Origin of the sequence: Pseudomonas sp. J380, assembly GCF_009827115.1 — a bacterium.
GTDB classification, from domain to species: domain Bacteria; phylum Pseudomonadota; class Gammaproteobacteria; order Pseudomonadales; family Pseudomonadaceae; genus Aquipseudomonas; species Aquipseudomonas paracarnis.
Genome location: NZ_CP043060.1, coordinates 1,450,546 through 1,473,706, shown reverse-complemented (window position 1 = coordinate 1,473,706; position 23,161 = coordinate 1,450,546). Strand labels below are relative to the sequence as shown.

General features: G+C 59.1%; 21 protein-coding genes. 13 read left to right on the top strand and 8 right to left on the bottom strand.

What is annotated here, in order from left to right; all coding sequences use genetic code 11:
- Window positions 1-27: 27 nt before the first annotated feature.
- Genes FXO12_RS06640 through FXO12_RS06630 form a run of 3 tightly spaced genes read left to right on the top strand, consistent with a single transcriptional unit; the run spans window position 28 to window position 3,162 of the window.
- Window positions 28-1,005, top strand: coding sequence for a thiamine pyrophosphate-dependent dehydrogenase E1 component subunit alpha (locus tag FXO12_RS06640; protein WP_057977155.1), 978 nt, complete (start codon window positions 28-30; stop codon window positions 1,003-1,005).
- A 37-nt stretch (window positions 1,006-1,042) separates the two neighbouring features.
- The gene (locus FXO12_RS06635; protein WP_057977157.1) at window positions 1,043-2,062 is read left to right on the top strand and encodes an alpha-ketoacid dehydrogenase subunit beta; all 1,020 of its coding nucleotides are present in this window, start codon (window positions 1,043-1,045) and stop codon (window positions 2,060-2,062) included.
- The gene (locus FXO12_RS06630) at window positions 2,059-3,162 is read left to right on the top strand and encodes an acetoin dehydrogenase dihydrolipoyllysine-residue acetyltransferase subunit (RefSeq protein WP_057977159.1); all 1,104 of its coding nucleotides are present in this window, start codon (window positions 2,059-2,061) and stop codon (window positions 3,160-3,162) included. Before FXO12_RS06635 ends, FXO12_RS06630 begins: the two co-directional genes overlap by 4 nt.
- Before the next feature lie 59 nt (window positions 3,163-3,221).
- On the opposite strand, the gene FXO12_RS06625 is transcribed toward FXO12_RS06630, so the two are convergent.
- Window positions 3,222-4,118, bottom strand: a complete 897-nt coding sequence (locus FXO12_RS06625) for a helix-turn-helix domain-containing protein (protein ID WP_057977162.1) — start codon at window positions 4,116-4,118, stop codon at window positions 3,222-3,224.
- A gap of 137 nt (window positions 4,119-4,255) precedes the next feature.
- Between FXO12_RS06625 and FXO12_RS06620 the strand changes: the two genes are divergently transcribed.
- The 3 genes from FXO12_RS06620 to FXO12_RS06610 are packed head-to-tail and all read left to right on the top strand — an operon-like array spanning window position 4,256 to window position 8,017.
- Entirely contained in the window at window positions 4,256-5,614 is a 1,359-nt protein-coding gene (locus FXO12_RS06620; protein WP_014718136.1) for a glutamine synthetase family protein, read from the top strand.
- Window positions 5,615-5,639: 25 nt separating this feature from the next.
- A complete protein-coding gene (locus FXO12_RS06615; RefSeq protein WP_054896568.1) occupies window positions 5,640-6,728 on the top strand; it encodes a polyamine ABC transporter substrate-binding protein in 1,089 nt (362 codons plus the stop codon).
- The gene (locus FXO12_RS06610) at window positions 6,725-8,017 is read left to right on the top strand and encodes an FAD-binding oxidoreductase (protein WP_034125775.1); all 1,293 of its coding nucleotides are present in this window, start codon (window positions 6,725-6,727) and stop codon (window positions 8,015-8,017) included. Before FXO12_RS06615 ends, FXO12_RS06610 begins: the two co-directional genes overlap by 4 nt.
- A 130-nt stretch (window positions 8,018-8,147) precedes the next feature.
- Here FXO12_RS06610 and FXO12_RS06605 read toward each other — a convergent pair whose 3' ends face one another.
- On the bottom strand, window positions 8,148-9,032 hold the full coding sequence (locus FXO12_RS06605) for a LysR substrate-binding domain-containing protein (protein WP_054918612.1): 885 nt from the start codon (window positions 9,030-9,032) through the stop codon (window positions 8,148-8,150).
- Window positions 9,033-9,144: 112 nt separating this feature from the next.
- Between FXO12_RS06605 and FXO12_RS06600 the strand changes: the two genes are divergently transcribed.
- From FXO12_RS06600 to FXO12_RS06590, 3 genes are read left to right on the top strand one after another with little or no spacing between them, the layout of a single operon-like run.
- Window positions 9,145-10,155, top strand: a complete 1,011-nt coding sequence (locus FXO12_RS06600) for an aldo/keto reductase (RefSeq protein WP_054918610.1) — start codon at window positions 9,145-9,147, stop codon at window positions 10,153-10,155.
- An 11-nt stretch (window positions 10,156-10,166) separates the two neighbouring features.
- Window positions 10,167-10,964, top strand: coding sequence for an SDR family NAD(P)-dependent oxidoreductase (locus tag FXO12_RS06595; protein ID WP_020301857.1), 798 nt, complete (start codon window positions 10,167-10,169; stop codon window positions 10,962-10,964).
- 25 nt (window positions 10,965-10,989) lie between these two features.
- Window positions 10,990-11,400: an SRPBCC family protein gene (locus FXO12_RS06590; protein WP_054918606.1), complete on the top strand. Its 411-nt coding sequence runs from the start codon at window positions 10,990-10,992 to the stop codon at window positions 11,398-11,400.
- Between the two features lie 145 nt (window positions 11,401-11,545).
- On the opposite strand, the gene FXO12_RS06585 is transcribed toward FXO12_RS06590, so the two are convergent.
- Window positions 11,546-12,043, bottom strand: coding sequence for an AAA family ATPase (locus tag FXO12_RS06585; protein WP_054918604.1), 498 nt, complete (start codon window positions 12,041-12,043; stop codon window positions 11,546-11,548).
- 161 nt (window positions 12,044-12,204) lie between these two features.
- Between FXO12_RS06585 and dapF the strand changes: the two genes are divergently transcribed.
- Window positions 12,205-13,008, top strand: coding sequence for a diaminopimelate epimerase (dapF, locus tag FXO12_RS06580; protein WP_054918602.1), 804 nt, complete (start codon window positions 12,205-12,207; stop codon window positions 13,006-13,008).
- Here dapF and FXO12_RS06575 read toward each other — a convergent pair.
- Together FXO12_RS06575 and FXO12_RS06570 are read right to left on the bottom strand one after the other, a co-directional pair.
- Complete coding sequence (locus tag FXO12_RS06575) at window positions 13,005-14,141, bottom strand: PAS domain-containing sensor histidine kinase (RefSeq protein WP_034125767.1); 1,137 nt, start codon at window positions 14,139-14,141, stop codon at window positions 13,005-13,007. The genes dapF and FXO12_RS06575 overlap by 4 nt on opposite strands.
- The gene (locus FXO12_RS06570) at window positions 14,131-14,946 is read right to left on the bottom strand and encodes an alpha/beta fold hydrolase (RefSeq protein WP_054918600.1); all 816 of its coding nucleotides are present in this window, start codon (window positions 14,944-14,946) and stop codon (window positions 14,131-14,133) included. The genes FXO12_RS06575 and FXO12_RS06570 overlap by 11 nt, the downstream gene beginning before the upstream one ends.
- A gap of 132 nt (window positions 14,947-15,078) precedes the next feature.
- Between FXO12_RS06570 and FXO12_RS06565 the strand changes: the two genes are divergently transcribed.
- Window positions 15,079-16,272, top strand: a complete 1,194-nt coding sequence (locus FXO12_RS06565; RefSeq protein WP_057977164.1) for a YgcG family protein — start codon at window positions 15,079-15,081, stop codon at window positions 16,270-16,272.
- 44 nt (window positions 16,273-16,316) lie between these two features.
- Here FXO12_RS06565 and FXO12_RS06560 read toward each other — a convergent pair whose 3' ends face one another.
- Both FXO12_RS06560 and FXO12_RS06555 read right to left on the bottom strand, forming a co-directional pair.
- Window positions 16,317-16,808, bottom strand: coding sequence for a GNAT family N-acetyltransferase (locus FXO12_RS06560; RefSeq protein ID WP_057977166.1), 492 nt, complete (start codon window positions 16,806-16,808; stop codon window positions 16,317-16,319).
- Between the two features lie 896 nt (window positions 16,809-17,704).
- Window positions 17,705-17,998, bottom strand: a complete 294-nt coding sequence (locus tag FXO12_RS06555; RefSeq protein ID WP_057977168.1) for a hypothetical protein — start codon at window positions 17,996-17,998, stop codon at window positions 17,705-17,707.
- A 436-nt stretch (window positions 17,999-18,434) separates the two neighbouring features.
- On the opposite strand from FXO12_RS06555, the gene FXO12_RS06550 reads away from it, so the two are divergent.
- Window positions 18,435-18,881: a hypothetical protein gene (locus tag FXO12_RS06550; RefSeq protein ID WP_057977170.1), complete on the top strand. Its 447-nt coding sequence runs from the start codon at window positions 18,435-18,437 to the stop codon at window positions 18,879-18,881.
- A gap of 169 nt (window positions 18,882-19,050) precedes the next feature.
- Entirely contained in the window at window positions 19,051-21,588 is a 2,538-nt protein-coding gene (locus FXO12_RS06545) for an ATP-binding protein (RefSeq protein ID WP_087716107.1), read from the top strand.
- 117 nt (window positions 21,589-21,705) lie between these two features.
- Here FXO12_RS06545 and FXO12_RS06540 read toward each other — a convergent pair whose 3' ends face one another.
- On the bottom strand, window positions 21,706-23,133 hold the full coding sequence (locus tag FXO12_RS06540) for a cytosine permease (RefSeq protein WP_060772657.1): 1,428 nt from the start codon (window positions 23,131-23,133) through the stop codon (window positions 21,706-21,708).
- Between the last annotated feature and the right edge of the window lie 28 nt (window positions 23,134-23,161).

Genomic DNA, 23,161 nt, shown 5'->3' with positions numbered 1-23,161 from the left:
CGTCGAGACAACCTGGAGAACAACAAGATGTCCACCCACCTGTGCACCGATCAGTTACTGCATGCCTACACCGTGATGCGCACCATCCGCGATTTCGAAGAACGCCTGCATGTGGAGTTCGCCACCGGCGAGATCCCCGGTTTCGTTCACCTGTATGCCGGCCAGGAAGCCTGCGCCGCTGGTGTCATGGCGCATCTCAATGACGATGATTGCATCGCGTCCAACCACCGCGGCCACGGACACTGCATCGCCAAGGGCGTCGACGTGTTCGGCATGATGGCCGAAATCTATGGCAAGAAAACCGGCGTGTGTGGCGGCAAGGGCGGCTCCATGCACATCGCCGACCAGGAGAAAGGCATGCTCGGCGCCAACGGCATTGTCGGTGCCGGCGCACCGTTGGCCGCGGGGGCGGCGCTGGCTGCCAAACTCAAGGGGAGCCAGGGCGTGGCAGTGGCGTTTTTTGGCGACGGTGGCTCCAACGAAGGTGCCGTGTTCGAAGCGATGAACCTGGCGTCGATCATGCAGCTGCCGTGTCTGTTTGTCGCCGAAAACAACGGTTATGCCGAGGCCACTGGCGCCGGTTGGTCGGTGGCATGCAAAGACATCGCCGAGCGCGCCGCCGGGTTTGGTATGCCGGGGGTGATCGTCGACGGCAATGATTTTTTCGCTGTGCATGAAGCGCTCGGCGTTGCTGTGGAGCGGGCGCGCCAAGGCGACGGGCCGACACTGGTCGAGGTCAAGCTGAGCCGTTTCTACGGGCACTTCGAGGGCGATGCGCAAACCTATCGCGGCGCTGACGAAGTGAAAAACCTGCGCGAAAGCGCCGATTGCCTGGCCTTGTTCCGTCAGCGCTGCCATGCCGAAGGCTGGCTGGACGCAGCGCAGTTCGAGCGCATCGACGGTGAAGTGGCTCAGTTGATCGAAGACGCCGTGCGCCTGGCCAAAACCGATCCCAAGCCCCAGGCCGCCGACCTGCTAAGCGACGTTTACGTGGCCTACCGCTGATACCAACCCTATAAAAACAAGACGTGGAGAGAATCTAATGGCTCGTAAAATCAGCTATCAGCAGGCGATCAATGAGGCCTTGGCTCAAGAGATGGGCCGTGACCAGAGCGTATTCATCATCGGTCAGGATGTGGCCGGTGGCACCGGTTCCCCCGGTGAGCAGGACGCATGGGGCGGCGTGCTCGGCGTGACCAAGGGCTTGCACCCGCAATTTCCCGGGCGCGTGCTGGACGCACCGTTGTCTGAGGTCGGCTACGTGGGCATGGCGGTGGGCGCCGCTACCCGTGGCATGCGCCCAGTATGCGAATTGATGTTCGTCGACTTCATCGGCTGCTGCCTGGACCAGTTGCTCAACCAGGCTGCCAAGTTCCGCTATATGTTCGGTGGCAAAACCACTACACCGCTGGTGATCCGTGCCATGTACGGCGCCGGTTTGCGGGCGGCTGCCCAGCATTCGCAAATGCTCACCTCCATGTGGACGCATATCCCCGGCCTCAAGGTGGTATGCCCGGCCACGCCCTACGACGCCAAGGGCATGTTGATCCAGGCAATCCGCGACAATGACCCGGTGATTTTCCTTGAGCACAAAATGCTCTACGGCATGCAGGGCGACGTACCGCAAGAGCTGTACACGGTCCCGTTTGGCGAAGCCAACTTTGTGCGTGAGGGCAAGAATGTGACGCTGGTGACCTACGGCCGCATGCTGCATATCGCCCTGGAGGCTGCGGCCAACCTGGCGCGTCAAGGCATTGATTGTGAAGTGCTGGACCTGCGCACCACCAGCCCGCTGGATGAAGACAGCATCCTTGAAAGCGTCGAGAAAACCGGGCGCCTGGTGGTGATCGACGAATCCAACCCGCGCTGCTCGGTCGCCACCGACATCAGTGCCCTGGTGGCCCAGCGGGGGTTCGCTTTCCTGCGCGCTCCCATCGAGATGGTCACCGCGCCGCACACCCCGGTGCCGTTTTCCGATGCTCTGGAAGACCTGTACATCCCCAACGCCGCGAAGATCGAGGCCGCCGTGATGAAGATCGCCGACAAGAGGACTTCCGCATGATTCATACCCTGACCATGCCCAAATGGGGCCTGTCGATGACCGAGGGCCGCATCGATGTCTGGCTCAAACAACCCGGCGACCGAGTGGAAAAGGGCGAGGAGGTGCTGGACGTGGAGACCGACAAGATCTCCAGCAGTGTCGAGGCGCCTTTTAGCGGCGTGCTGCGTCGGGTACTGGCGCTCAGTGATGAAACCCTGCCGGTGGGCGCTCTACTGGGAATTGTGGTGGAGGGCGAGGCGACAGAGGCTCAGATCGATAGCGTGATCGAAAGCTTCAACGCCGGGTTCGTCTCCAGTGCCGCCGAAGCCGAAGAGGCCGGCCCCAGCGCACAAAAAGTCGAGGTAGGCGGGCGCTTGCTGCGTTATCTGGACATGGGCGAGGGCGGCACGCCGCTGGTGTTGGTGCACGGCTTCGGGGGCGATCTGAACAACTGGCTGTTCAATCAACCGGCCCTGGCCGCCGAACGCCGGGTGATTGCCCTGGACCTGCCGGGGCACGGGGAGTCGGGCAAGTCTCTGCAAACGGGAGACGCTGCCGAACTCAGTCACGCCGTACTGGCATTGCTCGACCATTTGGCGCTCGACCGTGTGCATTTGGCCGGCCACTCCATGGGTGGGCTGGTGACCCTCACCGTCGCCAGCCTGGCGCCTGCACGTATCGCCTCCATCACCTTGATCGCCAGCGCCGGTCTGGGTGCCGATATCAACGGCGATTACCTGCGAGGTTTTGTCGAAGCCAACAACCGTAACGCGCTCAAGCCGCCATTGACTCAACTGTTCAGTAACCCTGCGCTGGTGACGCGGCAGATGCTGGAGGACATGCTCAAATTCAAGCGCCTGGAAGGGGTGGATCAAGCGTTGCGCCAGCTCGATCACAGGCTGTTCGATGGCGGGCGGCAGATGCTGGATCTTCGCAGCGAGGTGGGCCGCCAGCCGAGCCTGGTGATCTGGGGCAGTGACGACGCGATCATCCCGGCAAGTCACGCCCAAGGGCTGCAGGCTCAGGTGCATGTATTGCCGGGGCAGGGGCATATGGTGCAGCTGGAGGCGGCGGAGCAGGTCAATCAACTGATCTCCACTTTTTTGAACGCGCAGCCCTGATTGAGGTTCAAGGGAGGGACGGTTTGGTCTGTCCCTCCCACAAGGTCAAGCGTGTTTTTTCAGCTGGAGCGTTTCAGGGTTTCGCTGGGCAGCTCCTGAAAAAGCGCCCGGTAGCTGTTTGAAAACCGCCCCAAATGCCAGAACGACCAATTCATCGCGACCTCGGCCACCGTGGTGTCGGTCGTGCTCAGCAACTCCCGCCGCGCCCCGTTCAACCGACGCAACCTTAACCACTGCGCCGGGCTCATCCCCGTGTAGGTCTTGAACCCTTGCTGCAATTGGCGCAACGGCACACCCGCAATCTGCGCCAGTTCCAACAGGTTGGCGGTTTCATCCGGTGCATCCGCCGCCCATTCGCCGATGCGCGCCATCAATTGGCGTTCTTCATTGCGCTTTTGCAATGAACTGCCGTCCAGGCACACGCAGGCGTTATCGAGGATAAACAGGCAGTCGTCGAGCAGTTGCTGGGTGAGGGCATCGCGGCTGATGGGGTCGGTCAGTGCCGACAGGCGCGTAAGGGTGCCGCTCAGCCAGCGAGTGAACAGCGCATTTTGCCGACAGGTCAGCGGTGCCATGAACAAGCCTTCGAGTTTGGCTATATCCAGGCCCTGGCGCTGGACGAACTGCGGGCCGAACACCACTGCCACTTCGCGGTAGTTTACCGGGGTGATCCAGGTGTTGCGGCTTTCGCCATTGAGCAGGTACAGCGCGTTGTCACTGGCGTCGAAACAAAACGCCAGGGCGCCGGCAGGTGCGTTGAAATGCTGCTCCACCCGGGTGTTCATGCACTCTTCGTACACCTGCACCCCGTGCAGGTCGAGGTAGCGCACCCGCCCGGCAAAATGCCCGGGGGACATCTGCTGGTACTGCTGCACCCAGCCGGGTGTCGCACTGCATTGGGCGGCCACATCGCCGGTGGCGAAGGCCTGTACGCGCAAAGCGGTTGCCTGTGTCATGGTGATCCGTGCGCACTCTATTGGTGCGTTGTGCCGCGTGCAAAGTGGATAGATGCCGTTTCAAGGCTGGCCCAAGATAGACCTCAATGCGCTGGGAGTACAAGCCGGCGTCGCATCCCACCCAAGACGAGGTCCTTATGAACGCCCCCTTCGATCAGCTGTCCACCTGGCTGAAAGAACACAAGATTACCGAAGTCGAATGCGTGATCAGTGACTTGACTGGCATCGCACGCGGCAAGATCGCACCCACCAACAAGTTCCTGCATGAGCGAGGCATGCGCCTGCCGGAAAGTGTGTTGCTGCAAACGGTAACCGGGGACTTTGTCGACGACGATATCTATTACGACCTGCTGGACCCGGCCGATATCGACATGATCTGCCGCCCGGTCGCCAACGCCACTTACGTGGTGCCGTGGGCCATCGAACCCACCGCCATCGTGATCCACGACACCTTCGACAAACAGGGCAACCCCATCGAACTGTCGCCGCGCAATGTGTTGAAGAAAGTCCTGCAGCTCTACACCGACCAAGGCTGGCAGCCGATTGTCGCGCCGGAAATGGAGTTCTACCTGACCCAGCGCTGCGAAGATCCGGACCTGCCGTTGAAAACTCCCATCGGCCGCTCGGGCCGTGCCGAAACCGGGCGCCAGTCGTTCTCGATCGATGCCGCCAACGAATTCGACCCGCTGTTCGAAGATGTCTATGACTGGTGCGAAGCCCAGGGCCTGGACCTGGATACGCTGATCCACGAAGACGGCCCCGCGCAGATGGAAATCAACTTCCGTCATGGCGACGCCCTGGACCTGGCCGACCAGATCACGGTGTTCAAGCGCACCTTGCGCGAGGCCGCGCTCAAGCACAACGTGGCCGCCACCTTTATGGCCAAGCCGGTGGCCGACGAACCCGGCAGTGCCATGCACCTGCACCAGAGCGTGGTGGAGATTGCCACCGGCAAACCGGTGTTCGTCGATGCCGACGGCAACATGAGCCCGTTGTTCCTGCATCACATCGGCGGCTTGCAGAAGTACATCCCCAAGCTGTTGCCGATGTTCGCGCCCAATGTGAACTCGTTCCGCCGCTTCCTGCCCGATACCTCGGCGCCGGTCAACGTCGAATGGGGCGAAGAGAACCGCACCGTCGGCTTGCGCGTGCCCACTTCCAGCCCGGAGGCGATGCGCGTGGAAAACCGCCTGCCGGGCGCCGATGCCAATCCTTACCTGGCGATTGCTGCCAGCTTGTTGTGTGGCTACCTGGGCATGATCGAGCACATCGAACCCAGTGCCCCGGTGGAAGGCCGCGCCTATGAACGCCGCAACCTGCGCCTGCCGTTCACCCTCGAAGATGCGCTGGCGCGCATGGAGGATTGCGACACGGTCAAGCAGTACCTGGGGGAGAAGTTCGTGCGCGGCTATGTCGCGGTCAAGCGTGCCGAGCATGAGAATTTCAAGCGGGTGATCAGTTCGTGGGAGCGTGAGTTCCTGCTGTTGAGCGTCTGAAAACAAGCATAAGAGGGGTGACGATATGCGTCTTGTGAACAAGCTTCTTCCACTGGCCCTGGTCGCGGCGTTCAGCAGTGCCGGCCAGGCGGCGCCGACGGTGAGTGTCTACAACTGGACCGATTACATTGGCGAGACCACCTTGGCGGACTTCCAGGCCAAGACCGGCATCAAGGTGATCTACGATGTGTTCGACTCCAACGAAACCCTGGAGGGCAAGTTGCTGGCCGGGCGCACCGGGTATGACGTGGTGGTGCCGTCCAACCATTTCCTGGCACGCCAGGTGAAGGCCGGTGCGTTTCTCAAGCTTGACCGTGCGCAGTTGCCCAACTTCAAAAACCTGGACCCCAAGCTGCTGAAGTTACTGGAACAGAACGACCCCGGTAATGCGCACTCGGTGCCATACCTGTGGGGCACCAATGGCATTGGCTACAACGTCGACAAGGTCAAGCAAGTGCTGGGTATCGACCGCATCGATTCGTGGGCGGTGCTGTTTGAACCGGAAAATATCAAGAAGCTGCATGAGTGCGGCGTGGCCTTCCTCGATTCAGCGGATGAGCTGTTCCCGGCGATCCTCAACTACATGGGCAAGGACCCACGCAGCGAGAATGCCGAGGACTACAAGCAGGCCGAAGCCAAGCTGCTGACGCTGCGGCCGTACATCACCTATTTCCACTCTTCCAAGTACATCTCGGATCTGGCCAACGGCAATATCTGCGTGGCCTTCGGTTATTCCGGCGACGTGTTCCAGGCCGCCAACCGCGCCAAGGAAGCCAAGAACGGGGTGAACATTGCGTACTCGATCCCCAAGGAAGGCTCCAACCTGTGGTTCGACCTGTTGGCGATTCCGGCCGATGCGAGCAACCCTAAAGAAGCCCATGCGTTCATCAACGACCTGCTTGAGCCTGAGGTGATTGCCAAGGTCAGCACCTCGGTGGGCTATGCCAACGCCAACCCGGCCGCCAAGCCGTTCATGCCTGCGGAGCTGGTGAACAATCCTGAGGTGTACCCGCCCCAGGACGTACTCGACAAACTCTATATCTCCACCACGCCTACGCCGGCGACCATGCGCGTGATGACCCGCGCCTGGAGCAAAGTGAAGTCCAACCGATGATGCAGCCCAATGAACACGCCCCGTCCTATTACCGCGCTTCGGCGAATGCCATGGCGCAGCGGCCCGCACTTGAGGCAGACCTGAGCGCCGATGTGTGTGTGATCGGCGGCGGCTTTACCGGGGTCAACACCGCCATCGAACTGGCCCAGCGCGGGCTCTCGGTGGTGCTGCTGGAAGCGCGCTGCATCGGTTGGGGCGCAAGCGGGCGCAACGGTGGGCAATTGATCCGTGGCATTGGCCATGATGTCTCCGGGTTCGCCAAATACGTGGGCGAGGAGGGCGTGCGCTATATGGAGCGGGCCGGTATCGACTCGGTCGCCCTGGTGGGCCAGCGCATTGCCGAGCACGGCATCGACTGTGACCTGCGCTGGGGGTTTTGCGAACTCGCCAATACTCCGGCGCAGTTCGCGGCGTTCAAGGGCGAACAGGCGCACCTGGCGGCCGTGGGGTATGCCCACGAAACGCGGCTGGTCGGCCCACAAGACATGGCACAGGTGGTGGGCTCTGCTATGTATGCCGGCGGCCTGGTCGACATGGGTTCCGGACATCTGCACCCGCTCAACCTGATATTGGGTGAAGCGCAGGCGGCCGAAGCCCTCGGGGTGCGTATCTTTGAGCACAGCCCGGTGCTGGAGCTGATCCATGGCGAAACGGTGCGGGTGCGCTGCACAGGCGGAAGCGTGCGCGCAGCCAACCTGGTGCTGGCATGCAATGCCCATCTTGAAGAGCTGGAGCCGCGCTTGAGCGGCAAGGTACTGCCGGCGGGCAGCTACATCATCGCCACCGAGCCTCTGCCTGAGCCCGTGGCCCAGCAGTTGATCCCACAGAACCTGGCGCTGTGCGACCAGAAAGTCGGCCTGGATTACTACCGGCTGACCGCCGACCGGCGTCTGTTGTTCGGTGGCGCCTGCCACTACTCGGGGCGCGACCCCCAGGACATCGCCGCGTACATGCGCCCGAAAATGCTCAAGGTGTTCCCGCAGTTGGCCAACACGGCTATTGAATTCCAGTGGGGCGGCAAGATCGGCATTACCGCCAACCGTTTTCCCCAGGTCGGGCGCCTCAAGCAGTACCCCAACGTGTTCTATGCCCAAGGCTATTCCGGTCACGGCTTGAACGTGACGCACTGGTGCGCACGGTTGCTGGCCGAAGGGATACACGCGGGTGCAAGCCAGGGCCTGGATATTTTCAGCCAGGTGCCGCACATGACCTTTCCCGGTGGCAAGGCGCTGCGCTCGCCACTGCTGGCGTTGGGGATGTTGTGGTATCGGTTGCGCGAAGCACTCTGATTGATCGTTCCCACGCTCTGCGTGGGAACGCCGCCGCGGACGCTCCGCGTCCCGCCGTTTAGTGACGCGGAGCGTCATGGGATGCATTCCCACGCGGAGCGTGGGAACGATCACCGGAGCGTGGGAACGATCAGTCGGTCAGCACTTTGCGAAAGGTTTCCACCAACGGCCTCAAGTTAACGCGGTGCCATGCCGCCCACAGCGGTGTGGTGTAGGCCAGCCACGGCAGTTCGCGCAATACCACGCCCGGTGGAGCGTTGCGGCTCAGGCCCTTTTGCACCATCGCCACCCCTAGCCCCGACGCGACCAGGCCCAATGCAGTAAAGGGCTCGCTGGCCTCCATGGGGATCTGCGGGATGAAACCGGCGCGGATGCAGGCGGCGACGAAATCATCGGCCGGGTTGGCGCCAGGTTTGCGCTGCACGCCGATCCATTGTTGGTCGGCCAGGTGTTCGGGCAACAGTTCAGGGTGTTGAGCCAGCGGATGCTGTTCAGGCAGGGCCAGCAGCATCGGGTCATCGAGGACTTGCCAGGCGGTCAGGTCCGGGTCGTCGGCGGCAGGTGGTTCGCTCACCAGGGCGATGTCCAGGCTGCGTTGGCGCAAACCTTCCAGTTGTTCCAGGGAGGGCAGGTTGTACAGCTTGATATGCACGGCGGGCCGGTCGTCGCGCAGTATGCGCAAGGCATTGGGCAAGACACCGGCGTGCATGGCGTTTTCGATATAACCGATGCACAAACCGCCTTCTTCGCCGCGGCCCAGGCGCTTGCCCAGAGACTCCAGGCGGTTGGCGTGGGTCAGCAGTGCCTTGGTTTCGGCCAGGAAAGTCTGGCCGTCGCGGGTCAAGCGGATACGCTGCTGGCTGCGTTCGAACAGGGTAAGGCCCAGGCGTTCCTCGAGCTGGGCGATCTGCCGACTCAGGGGCGATTGGGAAATGTGCAAGCGCTCGGCGGCGCGGCCGACGTGTTCTTCTTCGGCCACCACTTCGAAGTAGCGCAACTGGCGTAGATCAATCATGTAAGACCTGCAAGGACTCAAGTTGGTCGCAGTATGTCTTGGACGGTCTGATCTGCGCAATCTAGCATCTGCTCAACGGTCACAGCGACCTCGCACCGATTGAGGAACCACCATGAGCTTGAAAGACACACTGCCCGGCGTACTGGGCTTTGGCACCGCCCCCTTGGGCAATATGTTTCGCGCTATCCCCGAAGAAGAAGCCCAGGCCACCGTCGAGGCCGCCTGGAGCCACGGCGTGCGTTACTTCGATACCGCGCCGTTCTACGGCTCGGGCCTGTCGGAAATCCGCTTGGGCCAGGCCCTGTCCAACTATCACCGCGATGACTACGTGCTCAGCACCAAGGTTGGCCGGGTAATTCTCGATGAAGTCGAAGAAACCGCCCGTGACCTTGGGGAAAAAAGCGGCGTATTCGAACACGGCCGGCCCAATAAAATAATCAATGACTACAGCGCCGACGCCACCCTGCGCTCCATTGAAGACAGCCTGACACGCCTGCAAACCGATCGCCTGGACATCGTGTGGGTTCACGACATCGCCCAGGATTTTTACGGCGACCAATGGCTGGAATACTTCAACCAGGCCCGCACTGGTGCCTTCAAAGTACTCACCCGTTTGCGCGAGCAAGGAGTGATCAAGGCCTGGGGGCTGGGCGTCAATCGTGTCGAGCCTTGCGAGTTGACCCTGGACCTGGCCGAAGCCCAGCCCGACGGCTTTCTGCTGGCGGGTCGCTATACGCTGCTGGACCACGACCGCGCCTTGCAGCGCCTGATGGACGCAGCCCACGCCCAGCAGGTCGAGATCGTCGTCGGTGGCCCGTACAGCTCCGGCATCCTCGCTGGCGGTGCGCACTTTGAATACCAGCAAGCCGGTCCGGCGATCATTGCCAAGGTCGAGCACATCAAGGCGATTGCCCAGGCGTTTGGCGTCAGTATCAAGGCCGCTGCGCTACAGTTTTCACTGGCGCATCCGGCGGTGGCGGCGGTGATTCCCGGTGCCAGTCGTCCGGGGCGGATTGCCGAAGACGTCGCGGCGTTGTCTGAACAGATTCCAGCAGCCTTCTGGCAGGCGTTGCGCGAGGCCCGCTTGATCTCGGACCGTGCACCTTTGCCTCTCTCACGTTAAGGAGCTTGAGCATGAAGATTGATGTAAGCGGCAAAGTGGCTATTGTCAGCGGCAGCACCGCCGGTATCGGCCTGGGCATCAGCCAGGCCCTGGCGCAATCCGGTGCCACGGTGGTGGTGATCGGGCGTGATGCAGGCAAGGTGGACGACGCCTTGGCGAGCATTCGCCAGGCGGTTCCCGCTGCTCAACTGCGTGGTGTGGTGGCCGACCTCGGCACCGTTGAAGGCGCACAGAAACTCTTCGCCGCCGAACCCCGCGCCGACATTCTGGTCAACAACCTGGGCATCTTCGACGCGGTGGATTTCTTCGACGCGCCGGACAGTGAGTGGGCGCGCTTCTATGAGGTCAATGTGATCTCCGGTGTGCGCCTGGCGCGGCATTATGTGCCGGGCATGGTCGAGCAGGGCTGGGGCCGGGTGATCTTCGTGTCGTCGGAGTCTGGCGTGGCGACGCCGGCCGACATGATCAACTACGGGGTGACCAAAAGCGCCAACCTGGCGGTGTCCCACGGCCTGGCCAAGCGCCTGGCGGGTACTGGGGTGACGGTGAATGCTATCTTGCCGGGGCCGACCTTTACCGATGGCCTGGAACACATGCTCAAGGACGCTACGGCCGAATCCGGGCGCAGTGCCCGCGAGGAAGCGGATGTGTTTGTGCGCCATGCGCGGCCCACCTCGATCATCCAGCGCGCGGCCAATGTGGATGAAGTGGCGAACCTGGTGGCGTACATTGCTTCACCGCTGTCTTCGGCGACGACCGGTGCCGCGCTGCGGGTCGACGGTGGCGTTGTCGACAGCATGGCAATCTGATTTTTTCCTGACTGGAGTATTGATCGTGGCAACAGCGTCTTCTGTGATTGAAATTGCGGTGTCGGCCGACCAGGTCTGGCAACTAATTGGCGGCTTCAACAGCCTGCCCGACTGGCTGCCTTTGATTGCCAAGAGCGAGCCGAGCGAGGGTGGTCGTGTGCGTCACCTGACCGCCGCTGACGGCGGCACGATTGTCGAGCGCTTGCAGACTTTCGACAACGTGGCGCGCACCTACAGCTACACCATTGAAGCGTCGCCGTTTCCGGTGAGTGCCTACCTGTCGACCTTGCAGGTTGAAGCGTTGACGGACACCTCGGCGAAAGTGACCTGGTCCGGCGTGTTCACGCCGGCAGCGGGTACCACCGATGCGCAAGTCGAGGAATTGTTTGCCGGTATTTACGAAGGCGGGCTTGAGGCGCTGCGCGGTAACTTCTAAAGATTGTGGTGAGGGAGCTTGCTCCCGCTGGACTGCGTAGCAGTCCCACAAAGAGCGGGGCCGCTTCGCTCCCCAGCGGGAGCAAGCTCCCCAGCGGGAGCAAGCTCCCCAGCGGGAGCAAGCTCCCTCGCCACAGGGTTGGGTTTTAGCCTATATGGAGCAAGGCTGCCGCGACAGCCTCTGCCGGCGTCATCTGCGCCGTATCCAGCCTGAACGGTGGTACCTCCCAGCGTTCATACTCATGTGCCTGTACCGATTCCCAGGTCGGTGGCACCAGCCCGGGAATATCGCCCACACGCCCTTCGACTCGACGCCGATGCGCCTGCTGATCGGTACACACCACCTCGATATTGATCAGTGCCACGCCGGCCGCTGTCGCCACCGCTTGCCAGGCATCGCGGCTTTCCTTCACCGGGTTCACACAATCGGCGATCACCCGCTGTCCCAGGCGCAGGTTACTCAGCGCCAGCGCATTCGCCACACCGTAGCCGCTGGCCCCCACATCGCCCACCAACACCGCAGCCTCCCGCAGCGCCTGCTCAATCACATCGATACGCAGGTAAACCGCGCCCAACTGTCGCGCCAGCTCCCTGGCAATCGTGGTCTTGCCACTGCCAGGCAAGCCGCTGAATACAATAAGCATGACCCATCAACCCCATATGTAGGAGCGAGCTTGCTCGCGAAAAACGCCAACAAAAACGCGTACTGCCTGAATAAACGCGGTGCCTGTGAGTTTTTCGCGAGCAAGCTCGCTCCTATAGTGGTATTAGAACCGCGTGATTCATTTCACCCACAGGAGCGCCCATGACCCTGCCGTTCGTGAAGATGCACGCCCACGGCGACGACTTCATTATCATCGACCGCCGTGGCGAGGATAACCCCGTTAATGCGCAGATTGCCCGCCACCTGGGTAACCGCCGCACCGGCATCGGTTTCAATCAACTGGCGGTGGTGCTCGACTGTGAGCAGGCCGCCGCGCGCGTTCAGTTCTGGAACCCGGACGGAACACGCCTGCAAACCTGCGGCAGCGCGACTCGTGGCGTGGCCGATCGCCTGATGCATGAGGCAGGCGCCGAGACCATCGTGCTGCTTAGCGACCGCGGTTTACTGACATGCACACGTGCTGATGGGCAGCGGGTGTCGGTGGACATGGGCGCACCCTCGCTGGGCTGGGCGTCGGTACCCTTGGCCAAGGCGGTGGACACCTGCGTGTTGCCTATCGACGGCCAGCCGGCAGCGTGCAGCATGGGCAACCCGCATTGCACGTTTTTTGTAGAGGATGTGACTGCGCTCGATATTGAGGCCATGGGCTCGACCCTGGAAGTTCACCCGCTGTTTCCGGCCAGGACCAATGTGCATTTCGTGCAAGTGCTGGACCGCGGCCATATCCGCCTGCGTATCTGGGAGCGTGGCGGCGGTGTGCCGCTGGGGTCCGGTTCATGCTGTTGCGGGGCGGTCGTCAACGGCATCCGGCGAGGGCTGCTCGATGAGCGTGTGGAGGTCCAGTGCGACGGCGGCGCGGTCACGGTGCAATGGGACGGGCAGGGCGGGGTGATATTGACCGGCGGTGTCGAGCCGATCATGCAGGGCACCGCGTACCTGTACTAGAACTTCACGGTAAACGTGGTACCGGCGCTCGCACAGGAACTCACCGCCACGTCGCCGCCATGTACTTTGGCCAGTTCGCGCACGATATACAGGCCCAGGCCTACGCTGCGCACGTCGCTGCCCTGGTCGGTGCCGCGGGTCATGGGTTCGAACAATCCGGCCAGCAGGGTTTGGGGAATCGCCGGGCCGTGGTTGTGCACCGCGACCGCGCAGGTGTTGTCGCCCAGGCGTGAGGTGATGGTAATCGGCTGCAGCAAGTCGCCATAGGCCACGCTGTTGGCCACCAGGTTACCGATCATCTGTTGCACACGGTCGGCGTCCAGGCACGCGTCGCCCTGGCCCTCGGCGTGATGCACCAGCGTGGCCTTGGGGAAGGCCACCCGCAGTTCGTCGACGCTGCGATGAATAACGCCATGCAGGTCCAGCGGTTGCGGCTTGATGGTAATGCCCTGGCCGACCCGGGCCTGGGTGAAGTCCAGCAGATCGGCAATCATGCGATGGGCGCGTTCGGATGACTGGCCGATATGCCCCAGTAGCTGGCGCTCCTTGGCCGTGCGCTCGCCGCGCTGGAGAAAGTCGGCGGCCATGCGGATCGCCGTCAGAGGGTTTTTCAGGTCGTGGCTGACAATCGCCACCATCTGTTCGGCAAACAACGCCCGGCGCTGGGCAATGGCGTAGGCCTCGCTCAGCTCGGCCTGGGCCTGTTGCAGGGCCAGTTCCGTGGCGGTTTTTTCCTGCAGCAGGGCTTCGGCCTGCTTGCGCGCATTGAGCAGTTCGCGCTCGTACTTGTCACGGTCGGTGGTGCCGAACAGCGCCAGGTCATACACCACGCCGTCCGGCTGCTGGCGCTGGTTGGCATTGAGCAAGACCGTGACTTTGTGCCCGTTGCAATGGCGGATGTCGAGTTTCACCTCGGTGACGCTGCCGTGCATGCGCAGCATTGGCGCCAGGTGCGTCTGGTAGAAAATCCGCCCGCCCATGGCCAGCAGGTCCTGGAAACGCCGGCCCAGCAGTTGGGCCGCAGTGAAGCCCAGCCAATCGCACAAGCGCGGGTTGACGTGCAGGATCGTGCCATCTTCCTGGGTCACCGCCAGGGCACAGGCCGCGCTGTCAAACAGCGGGTCAACGGGCATCGGCAGCCGCCCAAGGGGCCAGGAACCGGTCCATCGCCGCGGCACACGCCTGGGGGGCGCTCATATGCGGGCAATGGCCGACATTCTCGACCAGGCAATAAGTGCTGTTAGGTAACACGGTGTGCAGGTATTCACCCACGGCCACGGGGGCGATCAGGTCGTCGGTCGATTGCAGGATCAGCACCGGGGTGGTCAGGCCGAACACATCCTGGCGGTTATCCGACAGGAAGGTCACGCGGGCGAACTGCTTGGCGATGTCCGGCTCGGTGCGACAGAAGCTGTCGGTGAGCGCCTCGCTCAGGTGCGGCTGCGTCGGGGCGCCCATGATCACCGGGGCCATGGCGCTGGACCAGCCCAGGTAGTTGCTGTCGAGGGTGTCGAGCAGGTCGTCGATGTCGTCGCGCTTGAAACCGCCGACATATTCCTCGGTATCGATATAGCGCGGCGATGGGCCAATCATCACGTGCGCGGCAATGCGCTGCGGGATGAAACGGTCGGCGAGGGTGCCGATCATCGCGCTGACCGAGTGGCCCACCAGAATCACCGGGCCTTGGGCGTAGGCGTCGATAATCTCGTTCAGGTCATGGGCATAGCCATCCAGGCGGCTGTATTTGGCTTTGTCGAACGCACTCACGTCCGACAGGCCGGCGCCGACCAGGTCATACAGCACCACGCGAAAGCGCTCGAAAAAGTGCGGTGCCAAGGCATTCCACATAGCCTGGTTGCAACCAAAGCCGTGGGAAAACACCAGCGTCGAGGGACCGTTGCCCATCACATGTACATTGTTGCGGTGACGTAGGTCCATGGAGTTCTCGTGGATGGCTAATTGCTATGCAGCGTAGTGGGCAGTTTAGATAGTCGCAGGCCCTGGGTCACGCGTTTGCGTGCAGATAAGGTAAAGTCGGCGCCTTCAGGGAGAGACTTCAGGTAACCATACATGATCGTGCTTGTGCGGCAATCGGTGTTCAGCCTACTGGCCCTGGTATTTTCCAGCCTGTTTATCACCGCGCATGCGGACACCTCGCCGATTGGGGTTGCCCTTGATCAGCGGGTCATTGACCTGACCAATACCCTCGATTCGGGCACCGTGCTGCGCCTCAAGCAACAACTCGCCGACCTTGAACAACGCAAAGGCGCGCAAGTGGCGGTATTGCTGGTGCCAACCACCGGCAGCGCCGATATCGAAGGCTACGCCAACCAACTGTTTCGTGCCTGGAAACTGGGGCGCAAGGACGTCAACGACGGCATCCTGCTGGTGGTGGCCAAAGCCGACCGCACAGTGCGCATCGAGGTGGGTTATGGCCTGGAAGGCATCGTCACTGACCTGCTGGCCCATCGCATCATTGAAGAACGTCTCACTCCAGCGTTTCGTCAGGGCGATTTTGCCGGTGGCATCCAGCAAGGCGTGAGCGCGCTGGTGGTCCTGGTGGACGGCGGCGACCTGCCTGAAGTGGCCGGGCCGGGGATCAACCCGCAATTTTTCGCGATATTGGCGGCGTTTGTCCTGGGGGCGCTCGCCGGTACACTGATCGCCGCTGGCAAGTTGCACTGGCGCAGAGCTTTGATCATCGCAGTTGCGGCCACGCTGTTGCTGACGGTATTGGCCGGTGGTCGGGACTGGCCGATGTTCCTCTTTGCAATGCCGCTGACCTTGTTGATTGGCGGCGCGTTATTTGGCGCGTTGTGGCAGGTGCGCACGCTGTTTTACGGCGTGATCGGGTTGCTGGCTTACATCCTCGGGTTGGTGGTGGCAAACCAGTACGCGGCCGTCAGTTTCACCTATTGGTTGCTGTGGCCACTGGGCGCCTTGGTGGTGCTAGGGTTGTACCTAGTGCTGGGGCTGCTCATGAGGGAGACCTGGCGCACCAGCCGCGCAGGTTTTATCGTACGACTGCTGGCGGCGGTGGCCGTGTACGGAGTGGCGGGGCAGGTGATGGACGGCGATCGCGACGCCTGGTTGCTGGCATTTCCTATCGCATCGTTTGTTGCGCTGATTATCTTTGGCAAGGTTGGCGAGGGCTCTGGCTCGGGCGGTGGGTCCAGTTCAAGTTCCAGCAGCTCCAGCTCCAGCAGCAGTTCGTCGGGTGGCGGTGGTTCCAGTGGCGGCGGTGGGGCTTCCGGGAGTTGGTAAGCCATTCAGCGGATGTTCGGCATTTAGACACTTACCGGCGCGGATCAGAGCGTTAACACCATCTCATGCCACGCCATACCGCCGTGCTCCGACGGCGAAGGTCGTACATAGGTATAACCCATACGCTTGTACAACGGCACATGCTGTTCCTTGCACATCAGGTGGATTGTCTGTTTGCCCATTGCTTGCATGCGTTGCACGAACTCGGTCATCAGTCTTTTCGCATAGCCCTTGCCTTGATGGGCCGGGTCGACCACCACCGACATGATCACCACATTCGGCGCCTCGGCCGCATGGCCCACCAACTCCTTGAAGGCCTCGTCCGACATTACTACCTCATGGGCACAGCCCGAGTTGATGAACCCCACCACTGCGCCATCTTCCTCCAGGATCAAAAAGCCTTCGGGATACTGCGCGATGCGCGTGACGATCTTTTCAAGCGTTGCGGCTTCGTCGCCCTCGTAGGCGGTGGTTTCGATTTCAAAGCAGCGTGCGGCGTCGGTGGGCAGGGCGTTGCGCAGGGTGAGGGTGGGCATGGGCGGTTCCAAGGGGGGTCAGTGAAAGGCCACATCATAGAGAAACGTTGCACCTTTGGCACCGCAAGGCCGGCCCTGACGGGTGAAGCGTGAGGTTCAACTTCGGTGCCCCGCAATCAAACTGTGCGGCTTGCCTGCGATGACGGCCTGAAGGCCGACACCTATCTACCTGACCCTACGCAATCCAAATGTGGGAGCTGGCTTGCCTGCGAAGGCGTCCTAACAGGCGACGCCTATCTAACTGACACCCCCGCGATTCCAATGTGGGAGCTGGCTTGCCTGCGATGACGACCGACCAGCCGACGCCTATCCACCAGAGACCCGAACGATCAAGCTGTGGGAGCGGGCTTGCTCGCGAAGGCGGCCTGGCGGTCATCACCATTGGATTGTGTACATATCCATTGCTGCGGTAACGGCCACTTAGGGTTCCGCTCTGACAGCGGCTCACTTTTGAAAAGCGCAAAAGTAAGCAAAACGCTCTTGCCCCACCACTCGGCACCTCGCTTGGGCTCGGTGTGCCCGTAATCCGCCAGTGATTTGGGGGGCCGCCGCCACGCGCCATCCATGGCGCGGGGCGGCTAAACCGGCATCCCTGCCGGTTTACCCCCCAAATCCCTGTCGAATTCCGGCCAGCGTGGTTTGACGGGGCGCTTAAGATCAAGATCAAAAGCAGATCAAGAGCAAGAGCGGATCGCTTCGCATCGTGGTTACCGCCTGGGTAGGAGCGAGCTTGCTCGCGAAAAACTCACAGACGCCGCGTATATTCAGGAAACACGCGTTATCGTTGGCGTTTTTCGCGAGCAAGCTCGCTCCTACAGAAGGCGATGCGGGTAGAGTTGAGCTTCGCAAAAACCAGAAAACCCGCCGAGGCGGGTTTTCTCACAACTTACAGTCCATCAAGCCACAGCAGGTGAATCAAGGCCGCGCTTTTCAATCACCGTAAACACATCCGCCACATCCTGGACCATGATCCGGGCGGTATTGGCGACGGTGTTGATATCGTGCTCGGCATAGTCCGATACGTTGGAGCAGGCCATCAAGTGCAGGTAGGCGAGTGCGGCGTTGAGGCGTTCGCTGGCGCAGGCGTGCAACTCGCTGAGCGGCGCGTCGCTGTCGATCAGCAGTACCGGATAGTCGGTTGCGGTTTGGGACATGGGGGTGAAGCGGCGGGGCAGGTGCTGAGTTGTCATGGTGTAAATCCTCAAATTAAGAAGAATTACCACCGGCTCTGCTGCGAAACAGATTGGGTGGCAGCTGTGCGCGGGTTCGCAGACCGGACGATTTACACCAAAACCCGGCAGACCCGAAAGTCTCCCACGCACAACCGCCATAAAACATCCGGCAGCCGAGGTCGGCTGTGCCATGTCTGACGGTGTCGGTGTAAATCGTTGTAGGGCTGCGAAACCCTGTCGCGGACCGAGGTCTACGATGATGCGAACTATAAGGGGCGAGATAGCCGCATGCAATACAACTCTCGAAATCACGTTCGATTTACTTCCGTAAGTCTTCGACGCATCGAGTAAGTCGGAGCAGGCTATCGGGAGGTGTTTTTTGGGAGAGCAGTTGGGCTACACTGGCATATCATAATGATGGCTTTGGCCTGGTTGTTCTCAGCGAGTGGATTAGATGGACTTAAAGAACGCGGTAATTTTGGAGCGCTACAAATATATCTTGGCTAGGAAGCAATCTCTAAATGAGGCTACATTTAAAATCGCGGCGATTTATCAAGCGTTAATGCTGGGTGTCGCTGTTGCACAGTATAATGTGCTGTTGTCAGCTCATGAAAAAAAGATAAGCTCTGATCTTTCTTTGTTTTCAACGTATTGTTTGATGGCGATATTCATCATAATAAGTGCTTTCGTGTTTTCCTTATTGTGTGGAGGGGTCTTTGCGTGGCTAAAGTATAAGAGGGATGAGGATGGGGTGGAGTTGAAGGTCTTCGGTGTTTGTCGCCCCAAGGTTAGAGTGTTAAGTTTGTTTACTTGGTATGAAACATATTTTGCACTAGTCGTTTTTTTAATTGGGTTGGGTGGGGTATATATGTATGTGAGGTGTATTATTCCGGAGGCTTGAATTTATTTTAGTTTTGAGATGGATGAGCAGCTGCGTTGCGGATAAGCTGTATTAGTCGGTGAGCGCTTTGATCTTTTGGTTTTGAGATTCTAACATGGGTGGCTAAAATGGATTTTTTGATTTTGTATTTTTTATGTGGCATTAATTTCGACTTTTTGGGGGGGCAGTTATGAGTGAGCTTTCTTCTGAAATAAGAAAGACTGGACTTTACAATAAGCTCTCAAGTGATAAAGAGCTCTGCGATGCATTGTGTGGTATGAGAGGAATTGCATCTGCACTTGCAAGCACTATTTCGAATAGTGTGCCATCGTTCACCGATCATTCCGTCAGGCATATGGACGCTCTTTGGGTGGTGACAGATAGTGTTTTAACTGTTGGAGAGATAGAGCAGCTGACTTGTGCTGAAGCATTTTTGCTGGCAAGCGCGTTTTATTTGCATGATTTGGGTATGGCCTATGCCGCTACGCTCGAGGGGCGGGATCGTTGCTTAAAGTCTAATCATTATAATTCTTTCGTGTCTTGTCTCCCTGAAAACGAGAAAAAAAAAGGAGAAATAAATGCGCAGGCTTTGAGTTTTGCGGTTAGGAAAATGCACGCTGCGGCGGCTCATGAACTTTCAGTAAGTAAGGTTCCTGGGACAGAGTATTATCTGTTTGAGTCTAAAGATTTTCGGGACGCTTGGGGGACGACCTGCGGTCAAATAGCTGCAAGTCATCATTGGGATATAGATAAAGTTGACGTTGAGCTTGGCCGGCTCGGAGTGCTTCCTTTGCCGGGTGGCCGGAGCGGGGACTTAGGGTACGTTGCGTCAATTTTGAGAGTGGTTGATTTTGCTCATATAAATAGGGATCGTGCTCTTTCAATTGAAAGAGCGTTCAGATCTCCTATGGCTACTGACAGCCTAATACATTGGCTTGCGCAGGAGAATATAGATGGCCCTGTCAGAGACGGGCATGAGTTGATGTATAGATCAGCTGGATCAATTTCCAATGTGGATTCTTGGTGGCTGTATTATGAAATGCTTTCAAGTCTAGATGCCGAAATTCGCTCTGTCCAAAGGTACCTGAAGCGACGAACTTCGAGTTTGTCTCGTTTTAGTCTTCAAGGGGTATTAGGCGCCTCAAGCCCTGAAGAAGCATCGATGTACGTTAAACCTGATAGTTTTATGCCTATTGAGGTTAACTTAAGGACTGGATCAATTGACCGGCTAGTCAAGCTGCTCGCGGGTGAATCTTTGTATGGGCCTGACCCTATGGCGGCCGTTAGAGAGCTTCTGCAGAATGCTAATGATGCAGTTAGGTTGAAGTATCATACTGCATCAGATGAGTGGGATGAGCATGTTGCGAAACTTCCTATAAAGGTCGACTACTATCAAGAGGATGAGAGATTTTATCTTGTAGTATCTGATTTTGGCGTGGGGATGAGCGCTAGGGTGATGACAGACTATTTGATTTCAATCGCGTCAAATTACTGGGAATCTCAGTTCTTTACTGATTTTCCAAACGCAACGGCACGTGGTTTCTCACATGCGGGAAAATTCGGTATAGGATTCCTGTCCGTCTTTATGCTCGGCGACGAGATTGAGGTTACGTCAAATAGGGTGGCAGGAGACCGGACTGTATTAAAGCTGCACGGTGTTGGGCGGCGAGGGGAGTTGCGAGGAGCTCCATTTAGTGCTAAAAGCGGTACGAGTGTGAAGATACGGCTTCGCGATTCGGTTGTGGCTCGGTTAGGATTTATTGAGCGATTAGTTAGGTCGTATGCACCTATGCTTAGTACATCAATTAAAACAACAGTGTTTGGTAAAGAGTATTTGCTGCAGCCGGGCTGGCTTTTTGATTTGTCAGCGAGTGAATTTAAAGAGCAGGTTTTATTAATCATCAACGATTTGCGCGGTGTGCAGGTGTCGTCAAGATATCATGATGAACGTGATTCAGAAAATTATTATGGTAAGGTTTGGGGCGGCGGTGCGCCAGAGTTTACTACCGATAAGGTCAGGCTCGTTGTTTCTCCCGCTAGTAAGAGTGTGCTGTGTTTAAAAGGACTTTCACTTCAAGTTATCGCTACGCCAGGGTTCGTCGGCGTAATTGAGGTTGAAGATGTCACGCCTGACGTAAGTCGGAGGCGAGCACTGGATTTTGATTGCTCAAGTGTTCTGCAGCAGGCAAGTTTGGCTGTTATGTCCGAGTTGGTCTCTGGTTTTGAAGCGTATTGTTCTGAGGGGTTAATGCTTGAGAAAATTCAAGTGGTTGCTAATGCTGTGTCTACCTACGGAAAGCAAGTTTTAACGGGTTCAAAAATTAAGTGGATAAGCAATATTTCGTTGCCTGGTGAAGTTTCGGTTTGTGATACGTTAAAGTTGCGTGAGTTGTTGGGTGCTAATGACATTGTGTTTATAGCATATGATGCTCAGCCGTGGACCGCTATGAAGCTCTGGACTCGAGGAACAGAAAACGTTACTGGTGAGGCTGCGTTTTTGCTTGGGGAGTTAGGGGGTGGGCCTGGTTATACTAGAGAGGTTCACTATAAGAGAGATTCGTTTTTAAATATATGGCCTCGTTTTCAAAATAATGTGATGCTGGGTTTGTTAGTGGAAATTATTGCCGAGGTTTGGGGGGTTAGCGTGGAGCATCTGACTGGTCAGGATGGGTGGAGACACGAAGGTGGAACGGTTTTTGGCAGATTTCAGAAAATGATACCTAAATAGTTTCGGGTTTTTGGAATTTTATTCAAAAACTCTGTTTAGTTGGTGTGTTAACTATTTTTCTGTTTTGAGCGCTCACCCGCATACGTATTGAAATCGGGTGAGCTCTAACTTAATAAACTACAAGGCTTCCGTATTACCTATCGCAAATTTTTCCCCCTCCATCCGGCGCTTATACGCACTGTCCCGACTCGCCAACCAGAAGTACAACGGCGAGGTCACCGCCAGCCCCACCACCCACGACAAGTCCGCGCCGTTGATGTGCTGCGAAATCGGCCCCACGTACAGCGGCGTGTTCATGAACGGAATCTGCACCACGATCCCCACCGCATAGGCCAGCAGCGCCTGGGGGTTGTACTTGCCGTAGATGCCGCCATCCACGCGGAAGATCGAGGCGATGTCGTATTGGCCTTTGTGAATGGCATAGAAGTCGATCAGGTTGATCGCCGTCCAGGGCACCAGCACCACCAGCAGCACCAGCACCATGTCGACGAAGTGGCCGATGAAGTCTTGGGAGGCAAACACCGCCGCAATCGAACAGGCGGCCAGCACGATGATGGAGATCACTGCACGGCTTTTCGCGGTCGGGATCCAGCGGTAGGCGAAGGTCTGTACCAGGGTGATGATCGACAGCACCGCGCCGTACAGGTTGAGGGCGTTGTGGCTGATCACGCTGAGCAGGAACAGTACCAGCATCAACGGGCCGATGGCGCCGGTGGCGAGTTTGACGGCGTCCATGGTGTCCATGCCTACCGGCGTGGCGAGCACTGCCACGGCGCCGAAGATGAACGCCAGGCTCGACCCCAGGGCCGAGCCCAGGTAGGTGGTCCAGAAGGTGGCAGCCACCGGCACGTCGGCTGGCAGGTAGCGTGAGTAGTCCGACACGTACGGCGCAAAGGCGATCTGCCACAGCGCGGCCAGGGAAACGGTGGCCAGCCAACCCGAGATGTTGAAGCTGCCACGGCTGAGGAAATCCGTGGTCTGTACATGGGTGAAGATGTAGCCAAAGCCCAGCACGATGCCGGCGCCCAGTACCCAGGTGCCGATGCGGTTGAGTACGTGGATGAAGCGATAGCCGATGATGCCGATGATCCCGGAACCGATGGCGCCGATGACGATGCCCACCGGCACAGGCACGGCGTCCACCACGCCATGCAGGGATTTACCGGCCAGCACAATGTTGGAGGCGAAGAAGCCGATGTACATCACCCCAGCAATCACCACCACCAGCAACGCGCCGAGGGAGCCGAACTGAGCACGGCTCTGGATCATCTGCGGGATGCCCATCTGCGGGCCCTGGGCCGAGTGCAATGCCATCAACACACCGCCGACCAAATGGCCGACAAGAATGGCGACAATGCCCCACACCAGGTTGAGGTGGAACAGTTGCACACCCAGTGCGCCAGTGACGATAGGCAACGGCGCGATGTTGCCGCCGAACCACAGGGTGAACAGGTCTCTTACCTTTCCATGGCGATCTTCCGGAGGCACGTATCCAATCGTGTGTTTTTCGATGAGCGGGGCGGAGGATGTTGCAGTGGTAACCATGACGAGCTCCAAGGCAAGGTGAGTACGT